The 21,329-nt window shown below is 47.7% G+C and carries 18 protein-coding genes; 17 read left to right on the top strand and 1 reads right to left on the bottom strand.

Annotated elements, in window-relative coordinates; all coding sequences use genetic code 11:
- Positions 1–158: 158 nt before the first annotated feature.
- Both ACFVU8_RS20700 and ACFVU8_RS20695 read left to right on the top strand, forming a co-directional pair.
- Positions 159–533 (top strand): VOC family protein, encoded by a 375-nt coding sequence (locus ACFVU8_RS20700; protein ID WP_387429861.1) that lies wholly within the window; start codon positions 159–161, stop codon positions 531–533.
- A gap of 92 nt (positions 534–625) precedes the next feature.
- Positions 626–1,771: a hypothetical protein gene (locus ACFVU8_RS20695; protein ID WP_387429859.1), complete on the top strand. Its 1,146-nt coding sequence runs from the start codon at positions 626–628 to the stop codon at positions 1,769–1,771.
- A 160-nt stretch (positions 1,772–1,931) separates the two neighbouring features.
- Here the strand turns inward: ACFVU8_RS20695 and ACFVU8_RS20690 are convergent, their stop codons facing one another.
- Positions 1,932–2,825, bottom strand: a complete 894-nt coding sequence (locus tag ACFVU8_RS20690) for a fructose bisphosphate aldolase (RefSeq protein WP_387429856.1) — start codon at positions 2,823–2,825, stop codon at positions 1,932–1,934.
- 138 nt (positions 2,826–2,963) lie between these two features.
- Here ACFVU8_RS20690 and ACFVU8_RS20685 point away from each other — a divergent pair, with 138 nt between their 5' ends.
- The 15 genes from ACFVU8_RS20685 (at position 2,964) to ACFVU8_RS20615 (ending at position 21,315) form a co-directional block, all read left to right on the top strand.
- Positions 2,964–3,617 (top strand): M48 family metallopeptidase, encoded by a 654-nt coding sequence (locus tag ACFVU8_RS20685; RefSeq protein ID WP_387429853.1) that lies wholly within the window; start codon positions 2,964–2,966, stop codon positions 3,615–3,617.
- A 103-nt stretch (positions 3,618–3,720) separates the two neighbouring features.
- Positions 3,721–5,130, top strand: a complete 1,410-nt coding sequence (locus tag ACFVU8_RS20680; protein WP_387429851.1) for a DEAD/DEAH box helicase — start codon at positions 3,721–3,723, stop codon at positions 5,128–5,130.
- A 271-nt stretch (positions 5,131–5,401) separates the two neighbouring features.
- Positions 5,402–6,190, top strand: coding sequence for a DUF4253 domain-containing protein (locus ACFVU8_RS20675; RefSeq protein ID WP_387429848.1), 789 nt, complete (start codon positions 5,402–5,404; stop codon positions 6,188–6,190).
- A 154-nt stretch (positions 6,191–6,344) separates the two neighbouring features.
- Complete coding sequence (locus tag ACFVU8_RS20670; RefSeq protein ID WP_175371238.1) at positions 6,345–7,088, top strand: FCD domain-containing protein; 744 nt, start codon at positions 6,345–6,347, stop codon at positions 7,086–7,088.
- A gap of 76 nt (positions 7,089–7,164) precedes the next feature.
- A complete protein-coding gene (locus ACFVU8_RS20665) occupies positions 7,165–9,210 on the top strand; it encodes a hydantoinase/oxoprolinase family protein (protein ID WP_387429845.1) in 2,046 nt (681 codons plus the stop codon).
- Positions 9,210–11,180 carry a hydantoinase B/oxoprolinase family protein gene (locus ACFVU8_RS20660; protein WP_379465517.1) on the top strand — a complete coding sequence of 657 codons (1,971 nt, stop codon included), beginning with the start codon at positions 9,210–9,212 and terminating at the stop codon, positions 11,178–11,180. The genes ACFVU8_RS20665 and ACFVU8_RS20660 overlap by 1 nt, the downstream gene beginning before the upstream one ends.
- Positions 11,181–11,718: 538 nt before the next feature.
- On the top strand, positions 11,719–12,876 hold the full coding sequence (locus ACFVU8_RS20655; RefSeq protein ID WP_387429842.1) for an extracellular solute-binding protein: 1,158 nt from the start codon (positions 11,719–11,721) through the stop codon (positions 12,874–12,876).
- Between the two features lie 38 nt (positions 12,877–12,914).
- Positions 12,915–14,018, top strand: a complete 1,104-nt coding sequence (locus ACFVU8_RS20650) for an ABC transporter ATP-binding protein (RefSeq protein ID WP_387429839.1) — start codon at positions 12,915–12,917, stop codon at positions 14,016–14,018.
- 2 nt (positions 14,019–14,020) lie between these two features.
- Entirely contained in the window at positions 14,021–14,929 is a 909-nt protein-coding gene (locus tag ACFVU8_RS20645) for an ABC transporter permease (protein ID WP_387429836.1), read from the top strand.
- Between the two features lies 1 nt (position 14,930).
- Positions 14,931–15,746, top strand: a complete 816-nt coding sequence (locus ACFVU8_RS20640) for an ABC transporter permease (protein WP_379464843.1) — start codon at positions 14,931–14,933, stop codon at positions 15,744–15,746.
- A gap of 114 nt (positions 15,747–15,860) precedes the next feature.
- A complete protein-coding gene (locus ACFVU8_RS20635) occupies positions 15,861–17,060 on the top strand; it encodes a M24 family metallopeptidase (protein ID WP_387429833.1) in 1,200 nt (399 codons plus the stop codon).
- A gap of 42 nt (positions 17,061–17,102) precedes the next feature.
- Complete coding sequence (locus tag ACFVU8_RS20630) at positions 17,103–18,311, top strand: MFS transporter (protein WP_387429831.1); 1,209 nt, start codon at positions 17,103–17,105, stop codon at positions 18,309–18,311.
- A 354-nt stretch (positions 18,312–18,665) separates the two neighbouring features.
- Positions 18,666–19,925: a tyrosine--tRNA ligase gene (tyrS, locus tag ACFVU8_RS20625; RefSeq protein WP_387429828.1), complete on the top strand. Its 1,260-nt coding sequence runs from the start codon at positions 18,666–18,668 to the stop codon at positions 19,923–19,925.
- Between the two features lie 78 nt (positions 19,926–20,003).
- Complete coding sequence (locus tag ACFVU8_RS20620; RefSeq protein ID WP_387429825.1) at positions 20,004–20,606, top strand: dienelactone hydrolase family protein; 603 nt, start codon at positions 20,004–20,006, stop codon at positions 20,604–20,606.
- A gap of 247 nt (positions 20,607–20,853) precedes the next feature.
- On the top strand, positions 20,854–21,315 hold the full coding sequence (locus ACFVU8_RS20615; protein WP_387429823.1) for a DUF1963 domain-containing protein: 462 nt from the start codon (positions 20,854–20,856) through the stop codon (positions 21,313–21,315).
- The last annotated feature ends 14 nt before the right edge of the window (positions 21,316–21,329 follow it).

The raw sequence follows: 21,329 nt of genomic DNA, 5'->3' as shown, positions 1-21,329 counted from the left end.
AGTATTAGTTTCACGATGCGTCATTAAGCTGCTAGTAGTAGAGTTCGATTAAAGTTCTTAAATGTGCTTAAATATATGATTTTAAATATGAATTTTCATGGTAATATATGGTCGTCAATCTGTTTTCGAACAAAATTTGATTCGTAGGGAGAGGGCATATGTTAGTACCACAACTATATTTGAATGGTGCTTGTTCTGAAGCTGTCGAACTATATAAAAAGGCATTTAAGTCTGAGATAGACTCAATTATGTATGACTCTGAGAAAGAACCTGAAAAATTTGTGATTCATGCGGAAATGCACATTCTTGGAACTAGGGTAATGCTTAGTGATTTTGGTGGAACTAATGAGTCATCTGTTGATTCCACTATGGAAATTGTCTCCGTATTTGAAAATGAAGAAGTTTTAAGAGAGGCATACCAAATAATGAATGATGGCAGCAAAACAATTAACCCAATGGGTCCAATATTCTTCAGTGATTGTTTAGTCTCATTTGTTGATAAGTTCGGCGTTCGATGGTGTTTTATGGTATAAGATGAGGATCGACGATATAGAAAAGGAGTGCGTTTGTGAAGCTCTATAAAAAAATTGATTTTCGGTTGAGCAAAAAGGATACACCGTTGGTCGTGACCGAACGGATCGGACAAGTTTTCCATGATGCTGCATTTGATCCCCAGGACATCAAATTTTTCGTTGACGGCTTTACGCATGGTGTGTCCGGAATCGACAGGCTGCTAAAGCATAACCCAACGCTCGTTCCTTTTTGCCATACGGCCGAGACAGCTCTGGGCCATGAGAAGAGACTGACCAACCTCCCCGCACGTTGGGACAGTGCAAATCCGGACGGTTGCAACGCTTCGCTTCGGATGCAAGATGTTATCGGAATTGTAAGTGGAATTCCGCGTCGCTACCGATTGAATCACGCGACTTTCGTGTTCGATCGTCTTTCGATGCTCAGCCGAAACCCTGATTCAGCCCAAGAGGCACCAGTTCCATTCGTCGCTAAGGGAGATATCTGCTATACCAGGTTGTTTGCGCCGAAGACAACGGGATGGAGTGACTACCCTTCGCCGTGCATTCGGCTTCAGAGTGATTGGTGGATTTCAGGAAGAATAAATTTTTTGGATGCGATTGTGGAGCTTGGTGAAATCACGGATAGTGCTCCACAGCTGGAACTGAATGAAAGCGAACGTCGCTTTTTGGAGACTATCGGAGAGATTTACCACGAGCGAGTATTTTGCGCTCCCTCTACTGAGGAGGAGGCTGCAGCTGTTTTTGAGAACATGATTGCAGGCGAGCGGATCGTGCAATCATGCTACGAAGCAGGGGATTTGGTCGGAGTCCAATTTCCATATCGACTGAAGCCACTTAGGATTGAGGACTTCCCTTCCGAACCGTTATTGGTCAAAAAAGCGATCAACCACTTTTTTAAAAAGCGTGGCTTCATCTACAATAGCAAATACAGCGGCAGTGGCGTCTTTACAATTTCAAAAGTAACCAAGCATAACCATCTCGTGAAGCTCACCTTCAGCCGCGGCAAATTCGATGCGAACGTCTCGTGCGTAGGCAGCATAGAGGGTCCTCTATGGAGACATGAATTCAAACTTCCTGCCACTGCCAAACACATGAGTTTGTATCAAGTTACCCGGCAAATAGACGTCGACCACCAGATCGGCAATATCGCAGCGGCTTATGATGCCACCGAAAAGCGGATTGTTGAGGCGATCGACGACCTGTACGGCGCAGAGGTAGCATGGCTAACTTATTTATAAGTCTAAAAATCCGAAATACTGATAGTTATTTCGATATTCACCTATATTCGACTAACAGAAAACTATAAATCAATAAAACAGCGACAGTCTAGGGCTTTTTCTCATCCAAGGCTGCCGCTGTTTCTATTATCGAGGGAGTGTAATACTTTGCATATTAGCCTTACTTAATGGAAGCTTCATAAATAGCATGAATGGATTTGGACAGCAGAGCATTGAATTCCTCATCTGTCTGTCCGGCACCTAATCCTTCGGATAAGCCGCGAGAGAAGCTGGCGATCAGTCCGTGATGGCGGACCAGCCTTTCGTTGGCTTCAGATTGGCTGTAGCCGCCTGACAGAGCCACTACGCGCAACACATGTGAATCATTTATAAGATCCCGGTAGAAATTATCTTCTGTCGGGATGGAAAGCTTAAGCATAACCTTTACGTCAGAGCCAAGGTTAGATAAGTGTGCGGTAAGTTCTTCTTTTAACAGTTTCTCAGAAGCTTCTTTATCTGCACTGTAGATATCAACTTCAGGTTCGATAATCGGAATAAGCCCGCTATCAAGGATTTGCTTGGCGACGGCAAACTGCTGTTCAACCACTTGTTTGATCCCAGCGGGATTCGCTTCCTTAATCACTGAACGCATTTTTGTTCCGAAAATATGTCGTTCGACTGCCCGCTTCAGAAGCTCGTCCAAGCCAGTAATAGGCTTCATAAGCTGAACTCCGTCTGTCTGCTCGGCCAGTCCTTTATCGATTTTTAAAAAGGGTACAATGCCTTTCTGTTCCCATAGGTAATCCGCGGTATATTGTCCGTCAATGAAACGGTCCATCGTGTTCTCGAATAAGATCGCACCCAGAATGTATTGTGCATCAAAAGCCGGGCTCTTAATAATACGCGTTCTCATCTCATGGACTAATTCATACATTTGTTCTTCGTTCGAATAGCGGTCTTCTTGAATACCATATTGCAGTAACGCTTTCGGCGTACTTCCGCCGCTTTGGTCCAAGGCCGCGATAAATCCCTGTCCGGAGTGAATTCGATCCAGTTGCTTCGTATTCGTATTCATGAATGTTCCCCTTCCCTTTCGTGGATTGTGGCAATCATGTATGCTTTTATTATAGCACTTATAATAGAAGGTATACATTTTTAGAGATACCAGAGCAGCTTGCTCGAATATTCTATTCATAAAGGAAAGATGGATAATATGAAAGTTGATTTAGGCAACGATAGTATAGAGGTTCATGTGCAGTATGGGAAAAGAAAGAAGCTTAAGATCCAGATAGATACGATTGGTCTCGTTACCGTTAAAGCGCCCAGAGCGGCAAGCGAAGAAATGATTAAAAGCGCTGTGGCACAACACGGGGCATGGATATTGGAGAAGAAACAGAAGATTGCCAAAGCTTTGGCGGCCCCTAAACCAAGAGAGTATAAAGAACAAGGTAAGTTTCTGCATCTGGGAAAAGAATATGACCTTCATGAACTTATAGATACGAGTGAGGGAAGTGAAGAGGAGCTTAAAATGAACCTTAAGAAGTTCTATTTTTCAAGCTGTAAGAAGATCGTAGGTGAACGAATCCAAATTTATCAGGCACAGTTAAGAGTAAAGCCGAAGACGATTGATATCGTCGAGTCCACAACGAAGTGGGGCAGCTGCAGCTTTGATCAAAAACTCACTTTCAACTACCGTCTGGCTATGGCTCCTCTTGAAGTGATAGATTATGTGATCATCCATGAACTATGCCATCTGCTGCATATGAATCATGACCGGTCTTTTTGGCGACGGGTCGGGAGTATCATGCCGGATTATAAAGAGAAGGAAGAGTACTTGGCAAGATATGGACATGCAATGACACTTTGAAATAACCATATACAGACGATTCTTTTTATGATATCTTTATGTGTTACGTTTTAAAATGAAAATTACGTTTGATTTATATATGTACGTAAATTAAGGAGACAAAATGACATTTAAAGACTTGAATATTATCGCCCCGATCTTAGAGGGTTTGAGCAGAGCGAACTACACTTCCCCAACACCTATACAAGAACAGGCGATTCCAGCCGTGCTGGCTGGCAGAGATCTACTTGGTTGCGCACAAACAGGAACAGGGAAAACAGCAGCCTTTTCTGTGCCGATCATTCAATTACTATGCGAAAAGCCGAATGCTCCCAAGCAGGTACGCCGTATCCGTTCCTTGATTTTAACACCGACAAGAGAACTGGCTATTCAAATTTCGGACAACATCAAGGCGTACAGCCGGTACACCGACATTCGTTGTGCTGCTATCGTGGGTGGTGTTTCCCAGAAAGTGCAGGAGCGGGCGCTGAACCAAGGTGCAGATATTATTATCGCGACGCCTGGTAGACTTATCGATTTAATCAATCAAAAGCGTATTGACTTACAATATGTGCAAATATTAGTGCTTGATGAAGCTGACCGGATGCTGGATATGGGCTTTATCCATGATGTGAAGCGGATCATCTCCAAAATGCCGAGCAAGAAACAGACCCTTTTCTTCTCTGCGACGATGCCTCCAGAAATCACTAAAATGGTGAAATCGATACTGGTCGATCCAGTAAAAGTAGAAATCACCCCGGTATCCTCTACTGCAGAGCGTATTGAGCAATCGGTGTATTTACTCGAGAATGGTAAGAAACAGAACTTGTTGAACCATATTTTACAGGATAAATCGATTGTTTCAGCATTGGTGTTCACCCGTACCAAACGCGGAGCGGACCGTGTTACACGTGATTTGTCCAAAGTGAATATTACTGCACAGGCCATTCATGGCAACAAGTCTCAGACAGATCGTCAAAAAGCATTGAACAACTTCAAGAGCGGAGTTACACGCGTGCTGGTGGCAACGGATATCGCGGCAAGAGGTATTGATGTTGAGGAGCTCTCGCATGTAATCAACTTCAATCTTCCTAATATACCTGAAACGTATGTTCACCGTATCGGCCGTACGGGCAGAGCAGGGAATAGCGGAATGGCTATTTCTTTCTGTGAGATGGATGAAGTTCCGTTCCTTAGAGATATTGAAAAATTGATCAAGAAGTCGATTCCTGAAGTGAAAGATCATCCTTATCCGATGACGAGTGTGCCTCCGCAATCCTTTAAATCTGGCAAAGCCTCGGCACCAGCCAACAAACCGGCCAAGTCCAAGGCGAACCCGGCGCGCAAGCCTAAATCTGAGTGGTTTAAAAAGAGTGGCAGTGCCAGCCACGATAAAGCGGGTGGCGGTAAAGCTAGCGGCGGTAGAGCCAGCAGTGATAGAGCTAGCTACAGCAAACCAAACGGCAGTAAACCTAACGGAAATAGAACAAACAGTAATCCAACAAACAGCAATAGAGTAAGCAAAGTTCACTAAGGTGAACGCTAACGGATAAATATTTGCATAATAGAACAGCGGTAGCCCAGGACAATATCTTCTCGTCCAAGGCTGCCGCTGTTTTTTATTGGGTCAAATGTTAATTTTCAGGACCAAAGAGTCGATACTCATTCTATGTCTAATCATTCACCTTCAATGGTTTAGACTGCAGCGATAATGTTGTTTGCCAATTGTAATAGTGTAGTATAATTACCAATGATGCACTGTTTCGTTTTTATTTCAAATTTTATGGAATAGAAGGAGAAAGAATATGATTGAAGAACTGGTAGATTCCTTTGCATCCTGTGACATTGAGGTTGTAGCGGTAGAGCAATTATCACTGCCTCTGACACAGGAAGGGAAGCACCGAATTCTGGTTGTGCCCAGCTATAACATCGCAGAGATGCTGGAAGAGATTTTGGAAGAAGAAGAGAAATCTCTTGCAGAAGTTGTTGATAGAGAGCTGAAAGAAGTACATAGCCTATCTATCGTGGATACATTTCGGCGCATTGCTGAGTCTATTCTTGTGGATGCAGATCTTCCGCTTGAGCAGAAAAATCTTGAGGGGAAGAGCTTTGAAGATATTTATGCAGCCTATGCTTTAGTGTGGGCAGGCCATGAAATGCTGAATGAGAAAATGGCTGTGAGAGAAGAAGAGATAAAGATAGAAACAGAAGCTACTTCTGTTCTGACAACGGAGTGGGTAAGAGAGAAAATCGAAGCTGCAGATGACGTTATTATTTTGACATTGCCTGCGGGTTCAGGATATGAAGCGCCCCTATGGGTGCCGATGGGGGGATACAATGAATGTCCTCTGCCTGTATATCAATCGGCTGTTTTTAAGCATTGGCAAGAGCAATACCATGTTACCCCTCTGGCCGTTACTCAAGACAAATGGGTTCTACAAGCCGGCACACGGCCGCTGACGTATGAAGCAGCATTGAGGCTGGCCAAGGAGCATTTTATATTTTGCCAATACGTGCTGGAGCGGTTCGATACACTGGGGCATTATGCGGTTTATTTAATGGGAAATAATGAATGGGATTTCTGGTGGGATTAAAAATCTCTATTAGAGTTTGCAGTCTTTTAAATTAAATCCACACTAAATTAGTGCGAATAGTTGAAATATAAATAAAATAGATTTATAATCAGTTAATCATCAGTGAGTAACGACGTGAGAGATTAACTGTTTATAAAGTGAGAGGATGTTATGAATGTCATCATTTGAATGGACATCTTTACAACTCGAGCATGAACTGCTCTCTACAATTTCATTGGTGGGGGAGCCTGTGGGCGCAAGCACACTGGTTCACACAGTAGGCAAGAAGTATGAGCTCAGCCAGGCAACAATCGGCCGCAAGCTAATGGAATTAGATATGAAAGGTTATGTTCAGCTAGAGGGAAGAAAAGGGCGCATTCTCACAGAGAAGGGGGCAAATCGGCTCTCTCAACTGGAGAAAAGGATTCATCAGGAGACCCTCAATTCCCGTCTACTGGAAGTGCTCAATGTGTCCGGGCAGAAGGCCATGATTAATGTACTGGTCGCCAGAAGGGCGCTTGAGCGCGAAATTGCCAGCCTCGCTGCGCAGCGGGCCACACCCGATCATATTGAACTTTTGCGGAATTCCATAGAAGAGCAGCTTGAAATGTTATCCGAGAATCAAATTCCTTATGAAGGAGATCGTGAGTTCCATCATTTACTCGCATTAATTGCGCGCAATGACATCTTGATGCATGCGGTTCAGCTGGTATGGGATCGAAGCCGTGAACTGCCTGCTACAGCTTTCATTCGTAATTCTGTCGGCAGCAAGCTGGTCGTAGATCACCAAAGAATCGTCGACGCGATTGCAGAAGGCTCGCCTGAAAAGGCGGAGCAAGCGATGGTGGATCACATCAATCAAATGATTGAGGACGTAAAACGCTATTATCAATTGAAGCAGGATTCTCAATCGCTATAGTGGCTTTGCGAAGCACAGCTTAAGAATATGCTTACGAAGTGGTTTTGCTTCGCAAAACTTTAAGGAGGAAGAGAAAGTGGAACAAGGCTACCGGCTGGGCATAGATATCGGAGGCACATTTACGGATGCGATGGTCGCGGATGCAGACGGTCGCGTGGTCGCCTCACTAAAGACGCCTTCGATACCGGATGCCCCGGAACAAGCTATATTTAATGCTTTGGAGCAACTGCAGAAGGCTTCTATCAATATTGCGGATATTGGCCTGTTCGTACATGGGACGACGCTTGGTGTCAACACGTTAATCGAGCGAAATGGAGCGGTAACCGGACTCCTTGTGACTGAGGGGTTCCGGGATGTGCTTGAAATCCGCCGGTTGCGATTAGAAAATACCACGAATCTATACGGCGACAAGGCACTTCCACTAGTGCCCCGTCGTTTGGTCAAAGAGATCGATGAGCGCTGCCTCGCCAGCGGCGAAGTCTTTCGCAGCTTGAATGAGCAGCAGCTTCTGCAATCCGTTGAAGAATTGGTACAAGAGGGCGTGACGGCCATTGCCATCAGCTTCTTGCATTCTTATAAAAATGCCGGGCATGAGCAGCTTGCCGAGCAGCTCATCAAGCAGCACTATCCAGAGCTGTTTGTCTGCACAAGCAGCGGTGTGTGGCCGCAGCAGCGCGAGTACGAAAGAACGCTGGCTACGGTGATGAATGCCTATGTCGGGTCGCAAATGGGGGGATACTTCCAGCGGCTGGAGCAGGGCGTGCAGCAGTATGGTCTGACAGCCAAGGTGCTGTCCACGATGTCCAATGGCGGAATCATGTCCTCGACCAGAGCGTCCAGTGAGCCGGTGAAGACATTGCTGTCCGGTCCGGCTTCCGGGGTCATCGGCGCTACGCATGTAGCTCGTATGGCAGGACTGAATCAGGTGGTTACATTTGACATGGGTGGAACCAGCGTGGATGTTGCGTTGATTGACGGACAGCCCGCTTATTCTGTAGATAATCAAGTCGGTGATTTTCCGGTGATTATTCCGGCCATCGATGTGACTGCTATTGGAGCTGGAGGCGGCTCCATCGCTTGGGTGGATTCCGCGGGCGTATTGAAAGTAGGTCCTCGTAGTGTCGGGGCCCGTCCGGGCCCGGCCTGTTACAATCGCGGAGGAACAATACCGACTACAACTGATGCTTATCTGCATCTGGGTATTTTGCAGGCGGATCGGTTCCTGGGCGGACAGATGGAATTAAGACCAGATCTGGCTCAGGCGGTGCTGGAGCGTCTAGGTGAGCAGCTCGGAATGAGTTCCTATGAAGCGGCACAGGCCATACTGGATGTGGCAACAGCCAACATGTATGCCCAGTTTACACCGCTCATGGCTCGCAAAGGCGTCGACCCGCGTGATTTTACACTGCTGGCTTACGGCGGCGCCGGTCCTATGCATGCATTTCTCATGGCCCGTGAGGTGGGGATCCGCAAGGTGCTGATTCCGCCTTCACCGGGAACACTGTGTGCGATGGGCTGTGTAGTGGCCGATTTGCGGAATGACTTCGTTCATTCTCTGAACAAGGTAAGTGATGAACTGCAACCGGGTGAGCTGGTGCAATGGTTCGAACATCTTGGGGAGCAGGGGAGACGCTGGATCACAGAGGAAACAGAACAGGGTATTGAGCTGGACCATATGTATCTGATGTACAGTGCAGACATGCGCTACGAAGGACAGGCCTTTGATCTCAGTGTGACACTTTCCAGTGAGGCATACGGAAGTATCGCTGATGCCGAGGCAAGATTCCACCAGCAATATGAGGCTGTATTTGGGACTAGTCAACCTGAATCTCCGGTAGCCTTTGTAAACCTGAGGGCGACAATTATTGGTGTCACGCGCAAATCAGAGACTGTTGTTGTCCCGGCGCCTGTAAAGACCAACTATGAAGCAGAGCGGAGAACGATTGTTTTTGATGGACAGGAGTATCAAGCCTTCATTACTGACCGGGAACAATTGAACGTAGGTGAGATGTTGTCAGGACCGGTCATAATCAATGAGTATGATACCACCGTATTCGTTCCGCCAGGATACAGTCTGACTAAGGATCGTTTTGGAAATATCATCGGGGAGGCCGAATTGTGATGACAGACAAGGTCTTTCTTGAGATTTTTAAGAACCGGGTGCAAGCTATTGTAGAGGAAATGGCCAATGTCGTTCTTCGGACAGGCTTTACAGCATTCGTCAAGGAAACCGGAGATTTCGGAACCTATCTGCTGACACCAGCGGGAGAAACCTTTGGTTCGCCACTGGATACGGGCTATAATCTTTCCCTTGGCATTCCGGCGGGCGAAACTATTGAAGCCATCGGGGATTGGAAAGAAGGGGACATCGTCATCACGAATGATCCCTATGCGACAGGCGGAATGGCGACCCACTTACCAGATGTGCATCTGATTAAGCCTTTTTTTCATCAAGGGAAAATAGTAGCTTTCGGGATGTGCTTCGTACATTCTTCCGATGTTGGCGGTAAAGTGCCAGGCAGTGTCTCGCCGACATCTTATGATATTCACATGGAGGGCATCCGGATTGCTCCGGTGAAGCTGTATGATCAAGGCGTGCTCAATGAGCAGGTACTTCGTCTATTCCTGGACAACAGCCGTATTCCCGACCAGAACTGGGGCGATCTGAAGGCGTTGATGGCAGCATTGCATCGGGGTGAGCTGAGGCTTCAAGAGCTAATTACCCGTTATGGTCTGGATAAGGTCGAGCAAGGGATTGTTGATTTGCTGCAATATTCGGAGCTTAAAGTAAGAGCCATTATCCGTGATATTCCGGATGGTTCCTATGATTTCTGGGATTATCTGGAGGATGGTCCTGGTGGCTATCCGATCCGTCTTCGCTGCCGGATGGACATCGCCGGTGAAGAAATCTTCCTTGATTTTGATGGAAGCGATCCGCAGGTTCGTGCTTCTTTTAATATTGTCACTGCGAATAAACAAGGTCACTATATGCTTGTCCCGGCACTGATTCGCTATTTCAGAACCGTTGACCCCACGATTCCGTGGAACTCCGGCATGATCCGTATGGTTCGTAATGATGCGCCGCCAGCAACGATCCTCAATCCTGAACCAATGGCGGCGGTTGGGGCCAGAGCTGCGACCTTCATCCGTGTCATGGATGTATTGACAGGGGCGATGAGTAAGGCACAGGCCGATAAGCTTCCCGCCGCGGGAGCAGGACAAGCTTGTATCGTCATGCTGGCGATCACAGATCCTGTCACAGGCCGGAAGAAGGTTGGTGTCATTCAGCCGATTTGCGGCGGATCGGGTGCGCGGCCGATGAAGGACGGCATAGACGGCATGGATTTCGCTGTCGGCCATTTGCGGAATATCCCCGCGGAAGCGGTGGAAGCTGAGATGCCGATTTTGATTGAAAGATATGGCTTGCGTCAGGATTCAGCAGGTGCGGGCAAGTATCGCGGCGGTAGCGGCATTGATCTAAAAGTGAAAATCCTTAGTCCGGATACAATTATGACCGCCCGTAATATGGAGCGGATGCAGTTCCAGCCTTGGGGCCGGCTCGGTGGCGGTGTAGGGCAGGTTGGTGCAGCGATTCAAAATGCCGGGACTGTAGATGAGCGTTCCTTAGGAAGAATTGATGAGCTTCTGCTTCATCCCGGTGACACAGTAACGTTCCTGTCGCAGGGTGGAGGCGGCTATGGCGATCCCTTCCTGCGTGATCCGCAAGAGGTGCTGGAAGATGTGCGCAGCGGGTTACTGACGGAAGACGCAGCTAAGACGCTGTACGGTGTTGTACTCGCTAAGCAGCAGGTCGATGAGGCGGCAACAGCGGTTCTTCGCAAGGATCATCGGGAGAACGTTGAGGATTTCAGCTTTGGCAGCAAGCGCGAGCAGTTCGAGCAGCTATGGAGCGATGAAATGCAGCGGGCTGTCGGACAGGCGCTTCGGCAATACCCGCTTGCGCTCCGTGATTATCTGAAACGAAGAACGATGGATAAAGCTGAAGCACTGGCACAGCAAGGCGTGCAAATCGCCCCTGATGATATCGGGAAGCTTATGCAGGAAATAAAAAGTCAAACGGGAATGCATTAGCTTATAAGACTATATGAATTGAAATTATCATTCAAATAGAAGACTAGGCGTTATCCTGGTGATGTCAGGACTCTAGGAATGAAGTTAGGGCTCTACGACGCAAAATCCCCATCCACTTAACTCGTCTTCATAGCAGAGTATGGATGGAATTGGACGGAAATGGTCGGAATAACAGGAATTTTTCCTGTTAATGCACCACATTTCTGCAGAATGAGCGAAATAACTGGAAAAACTCCCGTTAGTCAGCTCGTTTGGACAGGTTTAGAAAGTAATTAGACGAAATAACAGGAGTTTTTCCTGTTAATGTGCCCCATCTCTGCGGAATGAGCAAAATAACTGGAGAAATTCCCGTTAGTCAGCTTGTTTGAACAGGCTTAGAATCCGATTAGAGTTCAAGTCCAAACATCACCGTAATGACGACCGAGCTTTACGTTCAGATCTTACGTTTGGATCTTACGTTCGGATATTACGTTCAGATCCTAAGTTCATCTTGTATAGATTTATCTTATATAGATCCATTAAACAAGGAGAGATTACCATGAAATTAAAGAAACGTTCCCTGGCTCTGTCTGCACTTACCTTGGCGACTGCGTTAGCTGTAACAGCTTGCGGCGGTAACAACACAGCTTCTAACAACGGATCTAATACGGGAAGTAATACAGGTTCAGAACAAAGCTCTAATACAAGCAATAGCAAGGAAGACAAAGTTAAGCTGACGATGTTCATCTGGGCAGGCTCCAATCAGGATGTAGTGCCTAAAGAGGTTGTAGCGAAATATGTGGCAGCTCATCCCAACGTCGAAGTAACCTTCGAGGAATCATCCAACTCTGTAATGTATCCGAAAATGGTTGCCGGCAAGCAAGCTGATCCGAACAACCCGATCGTCAACTTCGGATATTTCAATGCTGACGCTTCAGCCAAAGGCCTGAAGGATGATATGTGGGAATCGCTGGATCCTTCTATTGTGACGAATCTTGCTGACATTCCAGAGCAATATCATCAAGCTGACAACAAAGGGATTGTTTGGGGCATCTCCAGCTTTTCACTGGTATACAACAAGGATCTTGTGAAGACCCCGCCAACCAGCTGGAATGATCTATGGGACAATGAGCAATTCAAAGGCAAAGTCGCACTTTGGGATTACATGTTCTACCCAGTGATTTCGCCGCTGATTGCCGTTAAAGGCAACGAGCTAGGCGCAACGTATGACAATCCGGAACCTGCCTTTAAGTTCTGGGGTGATCATAGCAGCCAAATTCAGACCCTGGTGACCTCAAACGATCAGCTTAAGAGCCTGCTTGATTCAGGGGATGCCCTAATCGCACCGTTCAGCGCCCAAGTCGCACAGACCTGGATTGATGGCGGTTCGCCACTGGCAGTTGCCTATCCGAAGGAAGGCGCGATATCCTTCCCTTACTCTCTGCAAATTGTAAAAGGATCTACACCGGAACAAGCTCGTGTGGCTAATGAAATTATCAATGAGCTAATCTCTGCGGATGCCTTGACCCGCTATGCTGAAGAGACAGGCACACCATTCACTAGTACGAAGGCGACCGTTCCTGACAAGTATAAGAATGATCCATCCTTCTCCGCAGAGGTGCAAAGCAAAGGCATCAACCCGGATTGGAGTAAAATGGCTGAGGACAGCTCCAAATGGAAAGAACTTTGGGATCGTCTCGTCAAAACGAATCTGTAAAAGCTGTAAAGTAAGTGGAGGAAGGTGGGATTGGCATCATGAGCTATCAGCATGCTGAGGCAACAGCCATCGAGGCCCGTAATATTGTGAAACAATTCGCTGGGCATACAGCCTTGAATCAGGTTTCACTTGAGGTGAAGCGGGGGGAGTTTATCTCCCTGCTTGGCCCCAGCGGCTGTGGCAAAACAACGCTGCTGCGGATCCTTGGCGGATTGGAGCATCCGGATCAGGGAGTCGTTCTGCTCTCTGGTAAAGATGTTTCCGGAGTGCCGGCTTATGGACGCAATACGAACATGATTTTCCAGCAGCTGGCGCTGTTTCCTCATATGGATGTATACAACAATATTGCGTATGGCCTTAAGGTAAAAAAAATGGGTAAGGCTGAAATCAAGAAACGTGTGGCGGAGGTGCTGGAGCTGGTGCAGCTGTCCGATTACAGCAATCGCAGCATATCGCAGTTGTCGGGTGGTCAGGCACAGCGGATTGCCATTGCACGGGCTTTGGTCAATAAGCCGGAGGTGCTGCTGCTGGACGAGCCGCTATCGGCCCTTGATATGCAGCTGCGATTGAATATGCAGCATGAACTCAAGCGTATTCAGCGCGAATTCGGTGGGACCTTTATCTTTGTTACGCATGACCAGAATGAAGCGATGAATCTGTCTGACCGCATTGCTGTTATGCGCTCCGGCGTCATTTTACAATATGGTACACCTAGTGAAATCTATGAGCGGCCGGTAGACAGCTTTGTAGCCAAGTTCATCGGGGATACGAATTTGCTGGAAGCTAAGGTAATTGAGAGTAGCGGCTCCAAGCTGATCGTGGAGTGCTGCGGCCGAACGCTTGAAGCGCGGAACCCGGGGGCAGCTGGCGTGGGATCGACAGGTCATCTTTCATTACGCTATGAATATGTCGGGCTGGGAGAAAGCGCGGAGCGCTGTGATAATCAGTTGACCGGAAAGATCCTGGAGAGTGTATATGGCGGTGCGAGCATCCGTTACAAAATTGCTATTGGCGGCGGCTATGAGTTGACAGCTAATGTACAGTACCAGCCCGGAAACCCTATATATGGCGTGGGGCAAGAGATAGCGCTTGGTTTTCAGCGAGAGTATGCACTGTTCCTTGATGACTCGAGGGAGGCGTAATCATGACCAAAGCGTCCAGCAGGCCTGTTCAAAGGCCGTCGCAGGGCCAGTCCTCCTGGCTCATGCGCTTGCTGTTACTGCTGCCTGCGCTGCTGCTGATGGGGATTATTTATTTGGCCGGTATGCTGATTTTTAGCCGATTCAGCTTCGATGCTTTTGAGCAAGGGACTATTGTATCGGCCTGGCGCCCGGATACGTATAAGGCATTTTTGAGTGATCCGTATTATTGGAAATTGATAGGCTCTACCTTCCGGCTTGCGTTAAAGGTGACCTTCTGGAGCTTGCTGCTAGCCTATCCACTCGCCTATGTTATTGCAGGGGTGCGCAGCTCCGGCTGGCGGCAAGTGATGCTGCTTGTGACCTTCATGCCGCTGCTGATCAGCGCTGTGGTCCGTTCTTATGGATGGATGATCATCCTTTCCCGCCAAGGCTTCCTAAACTGGATCTTTATGAAGCTGGGTCTTACGGAGACGGGCTTTAATCTGATGCATAATGAGACAGGTGTCGTTATTGCGCTTGTGCATATCTTCCTGCCGTTCATGGTCTTTCCGATATTGAGCGTGCTGCTTCAGAATGACGGGGTACTCAAGCATGCCGCACATGATTTGGGGGCCGGAAAATGGCGGACATTCTTCACGATTACCTTTCCGTTATCGGCAAGAGGAATTGCCAGCGGCGTACAAATCGTGTTCACGCTGTGTCTCACAGCTTTTACAACCCCTCAACTGATCGGGGGCGGACGTGTGATGACCTTGCCCGTGTTTATTTACCAGCGGACACTCGATACGAACTGGCCGATGGCTGCGGTAGCGAGTCTGTTTTTGTTCGCAGCTTCGATACTGGTCTCCCTAATAGTGAACCGATCCGCTGAATGGTTGATGTACAGACGTAGTACTGTAGGAGGTCGATAAGGTGCGTACAAAGAATGTTAGCTTTAAATGGGTACTGTACGTTGCAGCGATCTTGATCTGTCTGTTTCTGACGCTACCGCTGCTGATTATTATCCTGACATCCTTTGGTGCAGGCACCTCCAGTGTGTTTCCGCCCAAAGGCTTCTCTACAGAATGGTACAGTCATTTGGCGTCACAGAAGCAGTTTGGTCAGGCGTTTGTTAACAGTCTGATTGCCTCCAGCGGTGCAACCCTGCTTGCTTTAGTTGGGGGGACACTCGCGGCAATGGGGATTCTGTATTATCCCTTTCCGGGGAGTGGCGTTCTGAAGGCTTTTTTCATGTCTCCGATGGTCGTTCCGAAGATTACACTGGGCGTTGCCTATTTGATTCTGTTCTCCAAAATGCATATCGCAGGTGGCCTGTTTGCACTGATCTTAGGCGAAGCAGTCACAGTGTTTCCTTTTGTGATTTCTATTGTCGGCGGTGCGCTGGCGAACCTGAAGCCGGCTGATCGTGAAGCCGCTGCTGATCTTGGCGCCAAGCCGCTAAGAGTCTTCTTCACCGTTACCTTGCCGCAGTTGAAAATCAGTTTGCTCATGGCCGGTGCGATTTCGTTTGTCTTTACTTTCGACCAGGTGGAAACCGCGTTGCTCATTTTACGTCAGGGTAGTTATACCTTGCCGATTCAGCTGTTTATTTATATGGAAAAATGGCAGGACCCTACGATCGCCGTTGTGTCTGTCATGATGATTGTATTTGCCCTGCTGCTCTTCTTTGGCATCAAAGTCGCGCTGAAATCAGCGCCGGCCATGGAGAAAATGCTGGGCAAAAAGTAGAAACGGCTTTGCCGTCCTCTAAGGGACGACATCCGTTTCAGCGAGAAATATAAGGATGATTTATAGCGTAAAACATATAAATTCTTATATTTTAAAAAATAGGAGGTTGTTCCCATGAGTGATGTCGTCATTGCCAACCGCAGCCGGGCAGCGGCCTACATGGAGCGTCATGGCTTGTCTGCTCTCATTGCAACAACACCGGAGAATGTAGCTTATACGATTGGCTCACAGCTTCGCGCGACCAATTGGACGATGCAGATTTATGCGGTCATGCCAAAAAATCCAGAGCAGCGTCCTTGCATTATTATCCCCACGAACCGGTTGGGCGTGATTGCCCAGATGGGCATTTCAGGTGCAGACCTCTATGTCTACAGTGATTTCTTTGTGGAAGGGTCCATTGCAGGCAAGCCTTCAACGCCTGATATTGATCTCTTCTATGATTTGCTGCAAAATACTCCATCCTATGCCACTCCTTTCGCAGCGTTGGAGGCGGCTCTAACACAACTGGGTATCAAAGGACAACCTGTCGGTGTCGATGAGATGCGGATGGCCCCGGATATTTATAGCAAGCTGAATGAACTGCTACCGAGAGGTGGAGCGTTCCCGGCGTATGCTCTGTTCCGGCAAATCCGCGGGGTGAAGACAGAGGCCGAGATTGCCCTGTTGAAAAAAGCTGCGGCGCTGAACGAGCAGGCAGAAAGCGAGCTGATTGCGATGATCGCCGCAGGCGTTCATGAAGCGGATATAGCGCAGCATTATCGTCTTGCCGCTGTGAAGGGTAATGCCGTTCCGGCAATGACCGCTGTGGGTGCCGGTCCACGCAGCGCCTTGCCGCTAATCGAAAACTATTTTCACACCATTGCACCGGGAGATCTCGTCCGCTTCGATCTTTGTTTGCAATTAGGCGGGTATTGGGCCGATACCGGACGGACAGCCGTATTAGGTGAGCCGACGGAGTGGCAACGGAACCATTTTCAATACGTTAAGACCGGCTGGGAACGGGCGCTCGACATGATCAGACCTGGTGTCAAAGCCTCCGAGGTGTTCGAAGCGGCGCTGACTACTGTGCAAAAGGAAGGGATTCCGCATTACCGGCGTCAGCATGTAGGCCATGCGATTGGTTTGGAACTCTACGATGGTATAACGTTATCGCCAGGCGATCATAGTGTGCTTGAGAAGGGAATGGTCCTTTGCGTAGAGGTGCCATATTATGAGCTGGGTGCGGGTGGATTCCAGATTGAGGATACCGTTGTTGTGACAGAGGATGGTTTCGAATTTATTACTCACATGGAGCGTAGGCTGTATCAACAGTAGTAAAGGCACAAAGCATGAATTAATCAACGAAGGATAGATGTAATGGGAATACAGCAAGGAACAAGAGAATTTAAACACAGCAGTCTAGCGTTGTTCGCTGGCGGTTTCAGTACATTCGCACTTCTTTATTGTCTCCAGCCTATAATCCCTGAGTTAACCTTGGATTTCAACATTACGCCTACTCTGGCGAGCCTGGCGATGTCGGTTACGACAATTGCTATGGCGCTTACGATGCTGTTCGTCGGTGCACTGTCGGATGCATGGGGAAGAAAAACGATCATGACCGCGTCGCTGGCGGCAGCTTCAGTAATTACGGTGGCCTTCTCTTTTAGTACCAGCTTCAACATGCTTTTGCTGTTACGTATCGTACAGGGTATTGTGCTTGCAGGCTTGCCTGCTATTGCGATGACCTATTTGTCGGAGGAGATGGATAAGAATAGTCTCGGCTATGCCATGGGCTTATACATAAGCGGAAATGCGATTGGTGGCATGGCTGGGAGGATTATAAGCGGGCTGTTAACTGACTGGTTCAATTGGCGCGTGGCGACAACAGTGCTGGGAAGTCTCAGTATACTGGCTTCAATCGTGTTTTGGCTGACCATTCCGGCATCCCGGAACTTTGTGAAGCGTAAGTTAGAGCTAAGCAAACTGGTGCCGCTGCTCTGGACGCAGCTCGTTAACGTGAGACTGTTATGTCTGTACGGTTTGGGATTTTTGTTCATGGGCGGATTTGTGACGTTGTTCAACTATATCGGGTTTGAGCTGCTAGGGGCACCTTATAATCTAAGCCAGTCTTTGGTAGGTAGTATTTTTGTCGTATATATCATGGGTTCGATTAGCTCAACCTGGATGGGCAGAATGGCCGACCGATATGGACGGATTCCGATCATGCTGGCAGCTTTGGGTATTTTTTTGAGCGGTGCATTACTTACCAGCTGTGGAAGCTTAGTATTTAAAATACTTGGGATTACGTTGTTCGTGTTCGGTTTCTTCGGTGGCCATTCGATTGCCAGCAGCTGGGTCGGACTGGTATCCAAGGAACATAAGTCGCAAGCCAATTCATTGTATCTGTTCTTCTACTATGTAGGCTCCAGTCTGAGCGGTACGGGCGGCGGTCTGCTGTATCATGAATTCGGCTGGTCTGGTATTGTTGGCTTGATCGCAGTGTATGTCGTTATCGGAGTTCTGTTATGTGCCGTTCTTAAACGGCTGGGAGCTGGGGACAACAGCATTTCTACTCTAAGTGGTTGACATCGATGTCAGAATTCACATATACTGTCTGTATTCTAATATACGATATACGTTGAAAGAGCCCAGTAGCAGCTTAGTCCCTGTCACAGAAAGCCGGGGGTGATGGAACCCGGTACACACTAAGTCTGTCGAATTACACTCTGGAGTATCTCGGGTAATGCCGAGCGGAATGGCGATCGATACTTCGCTAAGAGTGGCAGCATTGGTGTGCGTTAGCACAGGTATCCATCGCTGCAAGCTGGGTGGTAACACGGTTATTGAATCGTCCCTATGTCTACAATAGACAAGGGGCGATTTTTTTTTCGTGGAATCATGTTTGGATACTAGATAACTATGACTGAGGAGTGGAATGATTTGAATATTATTGACGAATTGGAATGGCGCGACGCCATCAATCAACAGACGGATGCCGAGGGACTGCGGGAGCTGACGAATCAAAAAGCAGTCTCGCTGTACTGCGGGGTAGACCCAACGGGTGACAGTATGCATATTGGTCACTTGATTCCGTTCATGGTGCTCAAACGTTTTCAGCTGGCTGGACACCGTCCGGTGATTCTGATTGGCGGAGCTACAGGAACGATTGGTGATCCAAGCGGCCGGCAAAGCGAGCGGTCCCTGCAGACGCTGGAGCAAATCCAGGACAACGTGAATGCACTGGCGGCTCAATTGAAGAAGCTGTTCATCACCGAGGGTGACAATCAGATGCGTATGGTGAACAACTACGATTGGACACATAAGATCAATGTTATTGAATTCTTGCGTGATTATGGTAAAAACTTCAGCATCAACTCGATGCTGGCGAAGGATGTTGTGGCGAGCCGTCTGGAGAGCGGGATCTCTTTTACAGAGTTCTCTTACCAGATTCTGCAATCACTGGATTACTTGCACCTGTTCCAGAATGAGGATGTACAGTTGCAAATCGGCGGTTCCGACCAGTGGGGGAATATTACAAGCGGTCTGGATCTGATCCGTAGAAAAGAAGGCTCTGAATCGAAAGCGTTCGGTCTGACGATTCCGCTGATGCTGAAATCAGATGGCACCAAATTCGGTAAATCAGCCGGTGGAGCGATCTGGCTTGATCCGAATAAAACAACGCCTTTCGAATTCTACCAATTCTGGGCAAACACTGACGACCGCGATGTCGTGAAATACCTGAAATACTTCACCTTCCTCTCAAAAGAGCAAATTAACGAACTGGCTGAAAAGGTACAGACCGAGCCACATAAACGTGAAGCACAAAAAGCGTTGGCAGAGGAAATGACGAGATTTGTTCATAGCGAAGAATTGCTGGAGCAAGCCAAACGCATCACAGCGGCGCTGTTCAGCGGTGACATTAAATCACTAACGGCCGATGAGATCGAGCAGGGCTTCAAAGAAATGCCGACATTTGAAGCGACACAAGAGTCGAAGAACATTGTCGATTGGCTTGTGGGTCTCGGCATTGAGCCGTCCAAACGTCAAGCACGCGAAGACATTACGAAGGGTGCGATCTCGCTGAATGGCGAGCGCGTAACCGATGTAGCGTTCGAGGTGACCGCAGATCAAGCGATTGGTGGGCGTTTTATCATCATCCGTAAGGGTAAGAAGAACTACAGCCTGGTGAAATTGTCTTAGTAGCTTGTATCCCGATTGCTGGTATGTCAAGATTTTCGAATCTCGATGTGCCAGCAATTGTTATATAAGGAGAGTTTAATGCTAACCTATCTGAATAATTCTGACGCAGCTATTGTTGTTGTTCATGAGATTTATGGGGCAAATGAGCATATGACCAACACCTGCCAAGCGCTATCTGAACAGCTGCTGGTCGATGTATACTGCCCCGATTTGCTGAATGTAGAACGGTCTTTTCGTTATGATGAAGAAAAATTGGCTTATGGGCATTTTGTTCACAACGTAGGTTTTGAAAAGGCCTTTTCGCAGGTAGAAAGTCTAATTAGACAGATCAGAGAACAATATCAGACAGTGCTAGTGCTTGGCTTCAGTGTGGGGGCAACTACCGCATGGTTGTGTACGGAAGAAGAAGGCTTATGTGACGGAGTCATAGGTTACTATGGTTCACGGATTAGAGATTACACGGATATTGATCCTACATGCCCGGTCTTGTTATTTTTCCCTAAAGAGGAACAATCATTTAATGTTGAAGAACTAAGTTCGGCATTGCGTAAGAAAAATAACGTTCGTGTTGAAGTTTTAGGCCCTAAACATGGATTCAGCGATCCTGGTTCGAGCCATTATTGCCAGGAGTCAGCGCTCAAAGCTAATAATGAAATGATTGAATTTATAAAGGCACTTTAGAGTTAAGACTCTGAGGTGTTTTTTTTTGAGTACAATCAAGCCAAATACGCTTCAGATAAAGATGCTGGCAGGATCTGATATAGAGTAGGCTTACTAATGGGGCATCGAAATGCAATCTTGTGAAAATAGTAGTGCTATCCCTCTATACCCCTCTATAGCTCCAAGGTACCTGGGCACATAGCATTATAGAAGGCACTCCCAGGATCAGATAGAATAGATTTATGCCTATGACCTGAGGAGGACTACTTTGAACCTGAATGAAGCTAATCGCAAAGCCTCGCTTGAAGCACCGAATTACGCTTATGTCGATAGCGACCAAGTTGAGAACGAGACGGTGGATTACGAGGAGTATGAGGATTTCAGTTATGCGCTCAGCGACCGTCAGAGCAGCGAAGTAGTGCGGATGTTCGGTTATCCGATTGGCCAGCATGATGATGCGGAATATGAAGCGGCGTTGATGCTTCTGACCGGTGAGGAATACAACTATAGTAAAAAAGATGCGCTGTCCCAGATCACTGATCATTTTGGCGGAGATGAGGCAGCAGCTATGCAAGAAATTCAGGATACGCTTATGCTACTTGAACTGGAATCGGATAACGATGTGGGCTTCTGCTGGTGGGATGCCGGGTTACTGCACTTTTTTATCCGCAAGGAGGATTTATTGGCAGGGAATTTTGAGCGTACATATTGTTCGCTTTATTCTAGTTAACGGCAGGAGGACAA

This window comes from Paenibacillus sp. NPDC058177, from assembly GCF_042883835.1.
Classification (GTDB): domain Bacteria; phylum Bacillota; class Bacilli; order Paenibacillales; family Paenibacillaceae; genus Paenibacillus_AQ; species Paenibacillus_AQ agri.
The sequence above is the reverse complement of the archived record's forward strand: the minus strand, read 5'-3'. Positions and strand labels throughout refer to the sequence as shown.